We start from the raw sequence: 12997 nt of genomic DNA on the forward strand, positions 1-12997 counted from the left end.
GCGCCTAAACCATGGGGCCAGACCACGCGAGCCGAAAGGACACCTGATGCACATCGCCGCCGATCTCTCCCAGGCCGTTGGGAACACGCCGCTGATCAAGCTCAGGAAAGCCTCCGAGATGACCGGGTGCGAAATCCTCGGAAAGGCGGAATTCATGAACCCGGGCCAGTCCGTGAAGGACCGGGCCGCGCTCTACATCATCAAGGACGCGGTGGAGAAGGGCCTGCTGGCACCGGGCGGCACCATCGTCGAGGGCACCGCGGGCAACACCGGCATCGGCCTTGCCCTGGTGGGCGCCTCCATGGGGTTCAAGACGGTCATCGTCATGCCCGAGACGCAGAGCCAGGAAAAGAAGGACATGCTGCGGCTGGCCGGGGCCGAGCTGGTCCTGGTGCCCGCCGCCCCTTATTCCAATCCCAACAACTACGTCCGCTACTCCGGCCGCCTGGCCGAGGAACTCGCCAAGACCGAGGCGAAGGGCGCGATCTGGGCCAACCAGTTCGACAACGTCGCCAACCGGCTGGCGCATATCGAGACAACCGGCCCGGAGATCTGGGAACAGACCGGCGGCAAGGTGGACGGGTTCGTCTGCGCGGTGGGCTCCGGCGGCACGCTGGCCGGTGTCGGCATGGCGCTGCAACCCAAGGGCGTGAAGATCGGTCTTGCCGATCCGGAGGGCGCGGGCCTCTACAAGATCTACACCGGCGAGGAAAACCCCGGGAACTCGATCACCGAAGGCATCGGGCAGGGCCGGATCACCGCCAATCTCGAAGGCTTTACCCCCGACTTCTGCTGGCGCGTGCCCGATGACGAGGCGCTGCCGGTGGTCTTCGACTTGCTGCAGGACGAGGGGCTCTGCCTTGGCGGGTCCTCCGGCGTCAACGTGGCGGGCGCAGTCCGCCTCGCCAAAGAAATGGGGCCGGGTCATACCATCGTCACCGTACTCTGCGACTACGGCAACCGTTACCAGTCGAAGCTGTTCAATGTCGACTTCCTCAAGGACAAGGGCCTGCCGGTCCCGCCGTGGATGAACCGGGCACCGGCCAGCATCCCGGGCGTGTTCGAAGACGCATGAAACATCTCACGCGGGCATTATCTCGGGTCCTGATCGCAGGGCTGCTTTGTCTTGCCATGATCGCGGGCGAGGTGTCCGCGCAGGACGTGGCGCAGCCGGACTACACGGAATGGGATTTGCGGGCGCGCGCCGACGAGGTGAAGCTCGACCTCGGCACCGCGGCCGTGTCCGAGCTGGAGACCATGCGTGCGCGCATCGCCGACTGGCGCTCACAGTTCCTTGCCGCTCAAAGCACGAACGAGGCGCGCATCGCCACGGTGCGCGCCCAGATCGACTCGCTGGGACCGGCGCCGGAGGAAGGGGCGAGCGAGCCCGATGACATCGCCGCGCGGCGCGAGGCGCTGAACGACCAACTGGCCGAGCTGCGCGCCCCGGTGCTGCAGGCCGAAGAGGCCTACACCCGCGCCGACGGCATCATCGCCCAGATCGACGGCATCATCCGCGACCGCCAGGCGCGCGAGGTGCTGGCGCTCGGGCCGAGCCCGCTCAATCCGGCCAACTGGGCAAAGGCAGCCACCGATCTGCTGGATTCGTGGCAGGGCGCCTGGCAGGAGATCAAGGACAACGTCACCTCGCCCTCCTACCAGGCGGAGGCGCGGCGCAACCTGCCGCTCGTGCTCCTGCTGATGGTGGTCGGCGTGATGCTCATCGCGCGGGGCAAACGCTGGGCGCTGATGGGGGTCGAACAGGTCCGCGGCAAGGCCCGGCGCGGCACCGGAGTCTTCCGGTTCCTGATCTCCCTCGGCCAGATCCTGCTGCCGTACCTCGGCATCTACGCCATCGTCGAGGCCATCGAGGCCACAGGCTTTTCCGGCACGCGCTGGGAATTCCTCCTGGGCGAGCTGCAGTACTGGGCGGCGCTCATGCTGGGCACGCGCTGGCTGGCCGACCAGACCTTCCACGAGGACAGCGACCGTGCGACGATCCCGCTGAAGGACAATCCCCGCTGGGAGGCCCGCCGCCTCGCCAACGCGCTGGCCTTCGTCTACGTCTTTGCCGAGATGGTCGTGGCGCTCGGCGATCTCGACAGCTACTCCGCCGAATCCGCAGCCGTGGTGAAGTTCCCGGTGCTCGTGATCGCCAGCCTGGCGCTGTTCCGGCTGGGCCGCATCATAAGCCTCGACGGCAATGCCGAGATGGCGGAGAACGAGGACCGCACCGCCTTCCGCCTGCGTTTCCAGAGGCTGCTTGGCCGGATGGCCATGGTCGTGGCGGTCGTGGGCACCTTCATGGCGGCCATCGGCTACTTCCGCTTCGGCGAGGTCATGGTCTACCCCTACATCGCGACGCTGGCGCTGGTGTTCATCGTCCTCCTCCTGCAGCGGTTCATCTTCGACCTGTCGGAGCTGATCAACGGAACGCCCCAGTCGGATGGCGACGGCCTGATCCCGGTCCTCGCGGGCTTCCTGCTGAGCGCCGCCGCGCTGCCGTTCCTCGCCCTGATCTGGGGCGCGCGCAGCGCCGACCTGTCGGAGATCTGGACCCGCTTCCGCGAAGGTTTCGTCTTCGGCGAGACGCGGATATCGCCCACCGACTTCCTCATGGTCATCATCGTCTTCGTCGCGGGCTTCATGCTCACGCGGCTCCTGCAGGGGGCGCTCAAGTCCTCCGTCCTGCCGAAGACCAAGATCGACAAGGGCGGGCAGACGGCGATCACCTCCGGCGTCGGCTACATCGGCATCTTCCTCGCCGGTGTCGTCGCGATCACCGCCGGCGGGCTCGACCTCTCGTCGCTCGCCATCGTCGCCGGTGCGCTCTCCGTCGGGATCGGTTTCGGCCTGCAGACCATCGTGTCCAACTTCGTCTCGGGCATCATCCTGCTGGTCGAACGCCCGATCTCCGAGGGCGACTGGATCGAGGTCAACGGCACCCACGGCATCGTCAAGGACATCTCCGTCCGCTCCACCCGGATCGAGACTTTCGACAAGTTCGACCTGATCGTGCCCAACGCCGACCTGATCTCGGGCACCGTGTCGAACTACACGCGGGGCAACTCGCTCGGGCGGCTCATCGTGTCGGTCGGCGTGGCCTACGGCACCGACACCCGCAAGGTCGAGAAGATCCTGCTCGACATCGCGCGCCGTCACGACATGGTGCTGATGAACCCCGAACCGTTCATCAATTTCGCGGGCTTCGGCGCCGACTCCCTCGACTTCGAGATCCGGGTGATCCTGCGCGACGTGGGGCAGGTGCTGGTGGTAGGCACCGACATGCGCCACCAGATCATGGAGGCCTTCAAGGAAGCCGGGATCGAGGTGCCGTTCGCGCAGCGCGACATCTGGCTGCGCAACCCGGAGGTCCTGACCGGCGTCGGCAGGCAGAAGCCCGAGGACCCGCCGCAGGAGGCCCCCTCAATTCCGGAACAGAAGGGCGGGCCGGGCACCGCCGCCGGGGCAGAGCCGCCGGGCAACGACGGCGAAGCCTCGGGCGACACCGGAGAAGGAGACAGGTAGATGACGGACTTCTTGTACCGCGAGGACACCTACCGGCGCGATGCGCCCGGTGTCGTGGTCGCCCACACGCCCGAGGGCGGTGTCGTCGTCGAACCGGCGCTCTTCTACCCGAAGGGCGGCGGCCAGCCGGGCGACAGCGGCTGGCTCGAATGGGACGGCCGCTCGCTTGCCATCGCCACAACCGTCAAGGGCGAGGGCGACAGCAGCATCCTCGTCCCCGCCGAACCCGCGCCTCTGCCGCCGCTTGGCGCCCATGTGGTGCAGATCCTCGACTGGGAGTTGCGCCACAAGTACATGCGCGTGCACACCGCGCTGCACCTGCTGAGCGTGGTCATTCCGCTGCCCGTCACCGGCGGGCAGATCGGCGCAGGGACCGGGCGGCTCGACTTCCTCATGCCGGAACCGCCCTCCGACCGCGACGGGATCGAACAGGCGCTGGTCCACCTCGTCGACCGCGACCTTGAGGTGACGGACGGCTGGATTTCCGAGGATGAGCTCGACGCGCGCCCGGAACTGGTGAAGACCATGTCCGTCCAGCCACCGCGCGGGTCAGGGCGCATCCGTCTCGTCCGCATCGGCACCGGCACCGAACAGGTCGACCTCCAGCCCTGCGGCGGCACACACGTCGCCCGCACCGGAGAGATCGGCGCCGTGAGACTCGGCAAGATCGAGAACAAGGGCAAGCAGAACCGCCGGGTGAACATCACCCTCGCCTGACCGCAGGGCGAACCGGCGGGGCGCAACGCGTCACCGCTTGCGCCCGCCAGTTATCCCGGAAAATCGAGGGGCCGACCACCGGGGAAACCCGGTCACTTCCGCTTCTTGATGGGCGTGCCGTAAAGCTCCATCCGGTGACCCTTCAGCCGGTACCCCAGCTTCTCGGCGATCTTTTCCTGCAGCGCCTCGATCTCCTCGTCGACGAATTCGATCACCGCGCCGGTGGTCAGGTCGATCAGGTGATCGTGGTGTTCCCGGTCGGCATCCTCGTAGCGCGCACGGCCATCGCCGAAATCGACCTTCTCGAGGATCCCCGCTTCTTCGAACAGCTTCACGGTGCGATAGACCGTGGCGATGGAGATGTTCGGATCGCGGGTTGAGGCGCGCGCATACAGCTCTTCGACATCCGGATGATCGGTCGCGTCTTCAAGCACTTCCGCGATGGTGCGCCGTTGGCCTGTCATGCGCAGACCCTGCGCAGCGCAACGCTCTGTAATGGTGTCGGGCATGTGCGGTCCGGCGAGGTTAAATCTGCGTGTCCTCCGTTGTAGGCAATCACGGGGCCAAGGCCAAGAGGCGGGCCTCGCTCACGCGGCGGGAACCGCGCGCCGCGCGCGATCCGGCATCTCCCGGGGATTGACCCGGCGTCTTTTCGGGTGTCTGGAAAAGGCATGGAACGCAAGAGCTCTATGGATTTGCCAGGGGCGGCCGGCATGACGGCCTTCGCCGTGGCGCTCGCCTTCAATCAGGTCGTGATCAAGCTGACGAACACCGGATTCGGGCCCGTGTTCGGTGCCGGTCTAAGGTCGATCCTCGCACTGGCGGCGCTGGCCCTCTGGGTGGTGATCCGCCGTCGTCGCTTCGGCAACCTCGGCGCGACGCTTGGTCCCGGTCTGCTGCTCGGCGGGCTGTTCGGAGTCGAATTCATCCTGCTCTTCAAGGCACTGGACCTCACGACCGTGTCGCGTGCGTCGATCCTGTTCTACTCCATGCCGGTCTGGCTGGCGGTGGTGGCCCACCTGACGCTTCCCGGCGAACGGCTGTCTCTGCGGCGCACCGCCGGTCTGGGGCTGGCGATGGCCGGGGTGGCATGGGCGCTTGTCGATCCGCAAAGCCGGGCGGCCGGCGATCTTCGCGGCGACCTGCTGGCGCTTGGCGCATGCTGGTGCTGGGCCGGGATCGCCCTGACCGTACGCCTGACGCGTATCTCGGAACTCCCCGCCGAAGGGCAACTGTTCTGGCAGCTTGCGGTGTCGAGCGTGATCCTGCTGTGCGTCGCCCCATTCGCCGGGCCGCTGATCCGGACGCCGGACTGGATCAGCTACGCGGCCCTCGGCTATGGCGTGCTGGTGGCGAGCATGGGGTTCCTGTTCTGGCTCTGGCTGATGACCATCTACCCGGCCTCGGACATCGCCTCTTTCAGCTTCCTGTCGCCGGTGCTGGCGGTGGTGTTCGGCTGGCTGATCTTCGCTGAGCCGGTCGGCCCGCAGTTCATCGTGGCGCTCGGCCTCGTGGCGGTGGGGATCGTCCTGATCAACCGCCGCAAGAGCCCCTCGCCGCTGGCTGAACCCGCCGGTCCCGAGGGCCTCGCCTCCGCCGGGCGCGAGGCCGGGTCTCCGAAGTCCGACTGAGGGTTGGGCGCCGCTGCCGTTTGGCAGGGCGCCGGACGGAGCTGGAAAGCCGGAGAGACGGTCCAAATTGGGCGGCTTGGACAAGTCGAACCGCATCGGATTGAACCAGAAAACTTTGCCAAGTCGTTAAGAACTGCAGGTCCATCCGATCCCTTCCGCCTCAATGGACAGCCATGGTCCCACCGGACCGGAAACCGGTTTTCCACGTCTTGTGCGTCTGCAGCGGAAACGCCGACGGCCATTTTCCGAGCCCGTCAGACTGCCGGTCTGCCATCGTACACCAAGGCCGTTTGGCAACCACGGGGCCCGGTGGGTGCGCACCAATCCGTCAGGTACCGCAGAAGGTCGCGGTGACAACTTCGTCCTCTTTCGGCGGCCGCGCGAGCCACTGGTTCTTCTCTGCCAGCTCATACGGTGTGGCAAGAGCGTCGCGCAACCTGTTGAAAAGGCTGTCGTCCCCATCGGTCGCCGCCTGAATGGCCTCTTCGATCCGATGGTTGCGCGGGATGACCAAGGGGTTCGCGGCAGAGAGCACGGCCTGCGGGGCGTCCTCCTCCGTCAGGCGGCTCTGCCACCGCCGGTGCCAGTCGTCATATGCGCTGCGATCTGCGATCTCGTCCCGCGCGGACCCTCGCGTCAGCGCCGCAAAGGTATTGGTAAAATCGGACCCACCCGCCTGCATCAGCTGCAGAAGCTCTCCGATCAGCGCACCGTCATCCTCCCGGGGGTCCGAGATCCCGAGTTTCGCCGCGAAACGTGCCAGCCACTCCGCCTGGAGCAGCTCGGGCATGGCATGGACTTCCTTCGTGAAGCTCTCCACCGCCGCCTCCCGGTCCGGCATCAGCGGGATCAGGGCGGTCGCCAGCTGCGCCATGTTCCAGACGATGATATCCGCCTGCGCCGCATAGGCGTAGCGCCCGAAGGTGTCGATCGAGCTGAACACCTTGCGGGGGTCATAGGCGTCGAGGAAGGCGCAGGGGCCGTAGTCGATGGTCTCGCCCGACAGGGTACAGTTGTCGGTGTTCATCACCCCATGGATGAAGCCCACGGACATCCATTGCATGACCAGCGCGGCCTGCCTGCGGATCACGGCGCGGAGCAGGTCGGTGGGCGATTCGGCGTCCGGGTAGTGGCGATCCACGGTATAGTTGAAAAGCGTTTGCAGCCCCGTGCGGTCCTGCAGGTTGGCGAAATACTGGAAGGTGCCGACGCGGATATGGCTCGACGCGACGCGGGTGAAGACGGCGCCGGGCAGGGGGCGCTCACGGATGATCTCTTCCCCGGTGCGGCAGGCGGCCAGCGCGCGGGTCGTGGGTATTCCCAGTGCATGCATGGCCTCTGACACGACGTATTCGCGGATGACCGGACCGACCCATGCGCGCCCGTCGCCACGGCGCGAAAAGGGCGTCGGACCCGAGCCCTTCAACTGAATGTCCACGCGGCGGCCGTCCGGGGCCAGCACTTCGCCCAGAAGGTGCGCGCGCCCGTCGCCCAGTTGCGGGGAATAGCCGCCGAACTGATGACCGGCGTAGACTTGGGCCAAAGGCTCTGCGCCATCGGGCAGCGCATTGCCGGAGAACAGAGCGGCAAGGTCGTCGTCGGCCATGTCGCGCGTCCCGGTGATCCCGAGGCTTTCCGCAAGCGGGTGGTTGAAGGCGATCAGGCTGGGGCGCGCCACCCGCGTCGGAGGCAGGTGGGCCGCAAAACCTTCGGGAAGACGGGCGTAGCTGTTGTCGAACGGGATGTGCAGGGTCATGGCTTCAATATAGGCGGGGAGGCGACGGCTTGACAGGGGGCCAAACGGGGCACCGCCTGAGGGCCCGCGATGTGCGCCGCGGGGATGTCTGAGGCGAAATCGGTCTGGCGGGCAGTCAGAGAACGCGCGACATGAAGATGTAACCGTCGCGCGCCTTGAACTTGTTGCGGGCGTAGAATGTCTGGGTCTTGTCGTCTTCGCGGTCGACCTCGAGGTGCAGGGCGCGGACGCCCGCGTCCTTCAGCGCCATGGCGATGCCGTGCACCGCCTCTCCGCCCATGCCCCGGCCGCGGACGGCGGGCCGGATGTAGATCTCGTCCACGATGGCGTCGAGCCCGCCGAATTCCACCGACCAGCCGAAGGTGATGGCGATATAGCCCACCGGCGCGCGGCGCGGACCGATCAGCCAGATCGCGCCATGCGGAGAGCCGTCCAGCAGCGGCTGGATCGCCGCCCTGTGGTGCTCGGCGTCGGTGCCGAAGCCCATCTCGCCATGGAACCCCGCCACCATGGGCAGGAGTTTCGGGAGGTCTTCGACAGTGGCGAGGTGGAGGGATTTCATAGTATCGGCCAATAAATGCGTTTGAGAGGAACCATGGCGCGGGTTTCGACATCCAGGCGGTCATAATACTGGACGACCAGTTCGACGAGATCTTCGAGTGTCAAAAGCTGTAGAGGGATATTTGCGCGCGCCGCTTCATAGCGGGCGTCTTTGGTGAAACCGCCTGTCGAAACGTACAGCCCTTTATCGTTGCTGTGCCTGCCTCCGAGAAAACCGCGAAGGTCGGGCGCACCAATCGCACCCGCGCGGTGTTTGACTTCGACGATGATGCGGGGGTCCTGCAAGCCGAGTGCATCCGGGGTTGCACGAATGTCCTCCCCGCGATCCGGGCCCGGTGGAGATATTCGCGTGGCGTACCCCATGGCACGCAAGAGACCGGCAACGAATTCCTCCATCTGATTGGGAGACAGACGGGCGACCATATCGGAGATGAACTCAATGCTACGCTCTTCCATGTCGATTTCGGTGCCGGCTGCTTCCGGATCATCGTCTGCCGGTTCAGAAGGTACAGGGGTTCCCTTGAGGCGGCTGAGGATTTCGGATTCGACAGAAGGTTTTAGCTGGAAAAGGGTGAGCAATGAGCCGAGTGTGTTACGTGCGGGCTGGCTTAGATCATCGCGCTTCACCTCGTCGATCCATTTGACGGGGCGCACATTGGGCCAGCTGTGTTCTCCGTCTGCGAGATGTCCAATCCTGTAGGACGCAGACCCGGTGATCACGCCCACGGCGTAGACGCGTCGGGAAGGGTCGTACGTGACGACATGGTCGCCTTCTGCCAATTCCGTGATGAAGCGGTAAACTTGTCCGGCGGCGACCTTGTTGGTGAAGTCAGTGTTCTCGGGAAATGCACGCTGGCATGCGGCAATCATTCTTTCCAAGTTGGGGGATGCGGTGAAATCACCGATCTCCGACCAGCCGATTGCTACGATTTCGCCTTCGATAAAACTGTCAAACAAGACGCCTTTGCGCTCTGCGCGGACCATCCACATTGTCATAGCCGGCCCAGCCGTTCGGTCAGCAGGGCGAAGAAGCCGTCGTCGTCGATTGCCCCCATGAAGGTGGCGTTCGGGGCGCGCCCGGTGACGCGCCACCAGTCGGCGACGGTCATGCCGAGGGTTAGGTCGGAGGCGGTCTCGATCTCGACGTTGATGTGCCGTCCCTCGAAGAGGTCCGGCGCGATCAGGTAGGCGGTCACGCAGGGGTCGTGCAGCGGCGCGCCGAGGGAGCCGTATTTCTCTTTGTCGAAGCGTTCGAAGAAGTCGGTCATCTCGGCCACGGCGTGGCCTGCGGGGGTGCCGAGCGCGCGGAAGGCGTCGTTGCGGGGTTTTGTCACCAGCGCCTTGTGGGTCACGTCGAGCGGCATGACGGTGATCGGCGCGCCGCAGGCAAAGACGACCTTCGCCGCTTCCGGGTCGACATAGATGTTGAATTCGGCGGCGGGCGTGATGTTGCCGACCTCGAAATAGGCGCCGCCCATCAGCACGATCTCGGCGATGCGGCAGGCGATGTCGGGCGCCTTTTCCAGCGCGGTCGCGATGTTGGTGAGCGGGCCGAGCGGGCAGAGCGTGACGCTGCCCGGTGCCTCGGCGCGCAGGGTGTCGATGATGAAGTCCACCGCATGCAGGTCGGCCACCGGCATCGTCGGTTCCGGCAGCACCGGGCCGTCGAGGCCGGTTTTGCCGTGGACGTGTTCGGCTGTGACGAGCGGACGGGCCAGCGGCGCATCGCAGCCCGCGAAGATCCGGGTGTCGGGCCTGCCCGCCAGTTCGCAGACGATCCGTGCGTTGCGGGTGGTCAGGTGCAACGGCACGTTGCCAGCGACGGTGGTGATGCCCAGCACCTCGATCTCTTCGGGAGAGGCGAGGGCAAGCAGAATCGCGACGGCGTCGTCCTGCCCGGGGTCGGTGTCGATGATGATCTTGCGGGGCGTGGTCATGGCGCGTCTCCTCGTGCGGGGGTTTGGTGACACGCGGGGCGGGGTGCTGCAAGTGTCGAAAGAAATCCGGCAGGCATTGGCCTGCCGATCCGGTTTACCCGTGGTCGGTTTTCCGGTTTCCGGTGAATTGCAGCGCGTTATATGCGCGTATCAGGCAGAGCAGCTTGCCCCGCCGAGGACGCAGAACTTGGCGCAATGGGGGTGATTGAGGGCGACCTCGCCCTCCGCCTCCGCCAGGGTGGCGCCCAGCTCGAACTCCGCATCGTCGGGCAGGAGGGTGCAGGCGAGGACGGCGGGACGGTCGGCGCCCTTGCGTTTGACGACCATGCGCGAAGACGAACACATCACCGAGGAAGGGTGCTTGCCCAGGATGTCCCAGCAGGCGGTGGTGATCTCCGGCACTTCGACGGTCTCGTCCATCTCGGGGAAGAGGACGGTCTGGCCGGGGTCGGCCGCGTCGATGTCGAAGCCTTCGCGGGAGAAGAGCGCGGCAAAGCCCTGCCGCGCCTCCGCATCGGATTCGTGCCAGAGCGTGCGGCCGGCGACGGCCATGCGGATGCCCTCGTCGCGCAGCCAACGCATGCCTTCGATGGTCCGGGCGAAGCTGCCGATGCCGCGTTCGGCGTCGTGCTGGCTGGCCGAATAGTGGTCGAGCGAGACGCGCAGGGTCAGCCGGTCGCCGTGTTTCGCCTGCAGGTCCTTCAGGCCGCGCTGCACGCGGGGGCGCATCATCGGGCGCATGGCGTTGGTGAGGATCAGCACCTCGTAACCGCGGTCGAGCGCGGCGCGGGTCATGGCGATCATCTCGGGGTTCATGAAGGGTTCGCCGCCGGTATAGCCGATCTCGCGCACGCGCCAGTCGCGGTCTTCGAGCTGGTCGAGGTAGCTCTCGACCTCGGCTGCGGTGATGTAGACGAGGCTGTCGTTCTCGGGCGAGCTTTCGATGTAGCAATTGGCGCAGGTGATGTTGCAAAGCGTGCCGGTGTTGAACCAGAGCGTCTGAGGGTCAGACAACGCGACGCGTGCCCGCGGTTCGCCCTTCGCGGTGACGTGCGGGTCGCGGAACTTGCCCTCGTTGGCGAGGCTTGCGTCTTTCATCTGGCTCTCCGTGCTGTGCGGCCGTGCCGGAAGATGATGCATCTCTTGGCGGGGCAACACAATTTGGTCCCACGCCTTTGTGAAGGGCAACATCGCTGTTAGACTCCGTGCAACAGATGGGGTACGTCGTCATCGATATGTCGTTAGCGCTAACTGCGCCGCGGAACTGAAAGGATGTAATGCCATGGTGTCTCGTGTCATTCCGGTGGATGGCTTCGACCTCGTGATCTTTGGCGGCACAGGCGACCTGGCGCGCCGCAAGATTCTGCCCGGCCTCTTCCGCCGTTTCTGCGCGGGTCAGATGCCGGAGGATGCCCGCATCATCGGTGCCGCCCGGTCCGAGATGGACGACGCGGCGTTTCGCGACACGGTCGCCGAGGCGATCCGCGAGTTCGGCGGCGCACACAGGGCCGACAAGGCGCAGGTCGATGCCTTCCTGGAGCGGGTCGGCTACGAGCATGTCGACGCCATGGGCGAGACCGGCTGGGAGACGCTGAAAGGGCGGCTGAGGGACGGTGTGATCCGCGCCTTCTATTTCTCGGTCGCGCCGTCGCTGTTCGGCGCGCTTGCGGAACGGCTGCGCAGTTTCGGCCTGGCCGACGATGACAGCCGCGTGGTGGTCGAGAAGCCCTTCGGCAAGGACCTCGAGACGGCGAAGAAGCTGAACGCCACGCTGGCCGAGCATTTCGACGAGACGCAGATCTACCGGATCGACCATTACCTCGGGAAGGAGACGGTCCAGAACCTCATGGCCGTCCGCTTCGGCAACATGCTGTTCGAGCCGCTGTGGAACGCGCAATACGTCGACCACATCCAGATTACCGTGGCCGAGACGGTGAGCGTGGCGGGCCGGGGTTCCTACTACGACAAGTCGGGCGCGATGCGGGACATGGTGCAGAATCACCTGATGCAGCTTCTGTGCCTGATCGCGATGGAGCCGCCCGCACGGTTCAACCCGGATGCGGTGCGCGACGAGAAGCTGAAGGTCATCCGGGCGCTGGACCCGGTCGATCATCATCAGATCGTGCGCGGCCAATACGACGCGGACGATACGCAGCCGGGGTACCGGACGCATGTGGACGACCTGCGCTCCACCACCGAAAGCTTCGTCGCCCTTAAGTGCCACATCTCCAACTGGCGGTGGGCGGGCACGCCGTTCTACCTGCGTACCGGCAAGATGCTGCGGTCGCGCACGTCCGAGATCGCCGTGGTGTTCAAGGACGCGCCGCATTCGATCTTTGGTCCGGAGGCCGGAACGCACCGCAACGTGTTGTCGATCCGGTTGCAGCCGAACGAGGGGATGACGCTGGGCGTCACCATCAAGGAGCCGGGACCGGGCGGGATGCGTCTGGTGGACGTGCCGCTGGATATGTCGTTTGCCGAAGCCCTTGGACCGGACGCCGAAGAGGTGCCCGATGCCTATGAACGTCTGATCATGGACGTGATCCGGGGCAACCAGACGCTGTTCATGCGCGGCGACGAGGTGGAGGCGGCATGGGCCTGGACCGATCCGATCATTGCGGGCTGGAAGCGGCGCGGCGACGTGCCCAAGCCCTACGATCCTGGGTCGAGCGGACCCGAGGATGCGCTGATGCTGATGCACCGCGATGGCCGCAAGTGGCGCGAGATCAAGTCTTGAGGCATGGTGCCCGATGACGCATTTTCCCGGCAAAGGACCTGACCACGGTCAGGTGCCTTTGCCGCGTTGGGCGGCGGCAAACGGTCTTTGCCACTAGTGACGTGCGGCGCGTCGGAAGCCGGTGCGCCGT

The 12997-nt window shown here is 65.8% G+C and carries 11 protein-coding genes; 5 read left to right on the forward strand and 6 right to left on the reverse strand.

All coding sequences use genetic code 11. The annotated features are described in order from the left end of the window. Positions 1-46: 46 nt before the first annotated feature. The 3 genes from ACU0DV_RS22460 to ACU0DV_RS22470 are packed head-to-tail and all read left to right on the forward strand — an operon-like array spanning position 47 to position 4245. Positions 47-1075, forward strand: coding sequence for a cysteine synthase A (locus ACU0DV_RS22460; RefSeq protein WP_283983153.1), 1029 nt, complete (start codon positions 47-49; stop codon positions 1073-1075). Next, positions 1072-3528, forward strand: coding sequence for a DUF3772 domain-containing protein (locus tag ACU0DV_RS22465; RefSeq protein ID WP_446269988.1), 2457 nt, complete (start codon positions 1072-1074; stop codon positions 3526-3528). Before ACU0DV_RS22460 ends, ACU0DV_RS22465 begins: the two co-directional genes overlap by 4 nt. Then, on the forward strand, positions 3529-4245 hold the full coding sequence (locus ACU0DV_RS22470; protein ID WP_446242978.1) for an alanyl-tRNA editing protein: 717 nt from the start codon (positions 3529-3531) through the stop codon (positions 4243-4245). A gap of 92 nt (positions 4246-4337) precedes the next feature. Here the strand turns inward: ACU0DV_RS22470 and ACU0DV_RS22475 are convergent, their stop codons facing one another. Further along, positions 4338-4754: a Fur family transcriptional regulator gene (locus tag ACU0DV_RS22475; RefSeq protein ID WP_005861016.1), complete on the reverse strand. Its 417-nt coding sequence runs from the start codon at positions 4752-4754 to the stop codon at positions 4338-4340. Positions 4755-4958: 204 nt separating this feature from the next. On the opposite strand from ACU0DV_RS22475, the gene ACU0DV_RS22480 reads away from it, so the two are divergent. Further along, positions 4959-5876, forward strand: a complete 918-nt coding sequence (locus ACU0DV_RS22480; protein WP_446242979.1) for a DMT family transporter — start codon at positions 4959-4961, stop codon at positions 5874-5876. 328 nt (positions 5877-6204) lie between these two features. On the opposite strand, the gene ACU0DV_RS22485 is transcribed toward ACU0DV_RS22480, so the two are convergent. The 5 genes from ACU0DV_RS22485 to ACU0DV_RS22505 all read right to left on the reverse strand — a co-directional run bounded on the left by ACU0DV_RS22485 (position 6205) and on the right by ACU0DV_RS22505 (position 11228). Beyond that, a complete protein-coding gene (locus tag ACU0DV_RS22485; protein ID WP_446242980.1) occupies positions 6205-7632 on the reverse strand; it encodes a protein adenylyltransferase SelO in 1428 nt (475 codons plus the stop codon). Between the two features lie 115 nt (positions 7633-7747). Then, positions 7748-8194: a GNAT family N-acetyltransferase gene (locus ACU0DV_RS22490; RefSeq protein WP_100930777.1), complete on the reverse strand. Its 447-nt coding sequence runs from the start codon at positions 8192-8194 to the stop codon at positions 7748-7750. Next, positions 8191-9177, reverse strand: coding sequence for a restriction endonuclease (locus tag ACU0DV_RS22495; protein WP_446242981.1), 987 nt, complete (start codon positions 9175-9177; stop codon positions 8191-8193). The genes ACU0DV_RS22490 and ACU0DV_RS22495 overlap by 4 nt, the downstream gene beginning before the upstream one ends. Positions 9178-9185: 8 nt before the next feature. Next, positions 9186-10130, reverse strand: coding sequence for a nucleoside hydrolase (locus ACU0DV_RS22500; protein ID WP_446242982.1), 945 nt, complete (start codon positions 10128-10130; stop codon positions 9186-9188). 150 nt (positions 10131-10280) lie between these two features. Further along, positions 10281-11228, reverse strand: coding sequence for a radical SAM protein (locus tag ACU0DV_RS22505; protein ID WP_446242983.1), 948 nt, complete (start codon positions 11226-11228; stop codon positions 10281-10283). Between the two features lie 184 nt (positions 11229-11412). Here ACU0DV_RS22505 and zwf point away from each other — a divergent pair, with 184 nt between their 5' ends. Beyond that, entirely contained in the window at positions 11413-12867 is a 1455-nt protein-coding gene (gene zwf / locus ACU0DV_RS22510) for a glucose-6-phosphate dehydrogenase (RefSeq protein ID WP_100926851.1), read from the forward strand. Positions 12868-12997: the final 130 nt, after the last annotated feature.

The organism is Sagittula sp., assembly GCF_052825245.1.

Excerpts from the sequence above, each read along its gene's own strand:
- ACU0DV_RS22505 (WP_446242983.1), bottom strand. The coding sequence starts at position 11,228 with ATGAAAGACGCAAGCCTCGCCAACGAGGGCAAGTTCCGCGACCCGCAC.
- ACU0DV_RS22470 (WP_446242978.1), top strand. The coding sequence starts at position 3,529 with ATGACGGACTTCTTGTACCGCGAGGACACCTACCGGCGCGATGCGCCC.
- ACU0DV_RS22485 (WP_446242980.1), bottom strand. The coding sequence starts at position 7,632 with ATGACCCTGCACATCCCGTTCGACAACAGCTACGCCCGTCTTCCCGAA.
- ACU0DV_RS22500 (WP_446242982.1), bottom strand. The coding sequence starts at position 10,130 with ATGACCACGCCCCGCAAGATCATCATCGACACCGACCCCGGGCAGGAC.
- ACU0DV_RS22475 (WP_005861016.1), bottom strand. The coding sequence starts at position 4,754 with ATGCCCGACACCATTACAGAGCGTTGCGCTGCGCAGGGTCTGCGCATG.
- ACU0DV_RS22480 (WP_446242979.1), top strand. The coding sequence starts at position 4,959 with ATGACGGCCTTCGCCGTGGCGCTCGCCTTCAATCAGGTCGTGATCAAG.
- ACU0DV_RS22495 (WP_446242981.1), bottom strand. The coding sequence starts at position 9,177 with ATGGTCCGCGCAGAGCGCAAAGGCGTCTTGTTTGACAGTTTTATCGAA.
- ACU0DV_RS22490 (WP_100930777.1), bottom strand. The coding sequence starts at position 8,194 with ATGAAATCCCTCCACCTCGCCACTGTCGAAGACCTCCCGAAACTCCTG.
- ACU0DV_RS22465 (WP_446269988.1), top strand. The coding sequence starts at position 1,072 with ATGAAACATCTCACGCGGGCATTATCTCGGGTCCTGATCGCAGGGCTG.
- zwf (WP_100926851.1), top strand. The coding sequence starts at position 11,413 with ATGGTGTCTCGTGTCATTCCGGTGGATGGCTTCGACCTCGTGATCTTT.
- ACU0DV_RS22460 (WP_283983153.1), top strand. The coding sequence starts at position 47 with ATGCACATCGCCGCCGATCTCTCCCAGGCCGTTGGGAACACGCCGCTG.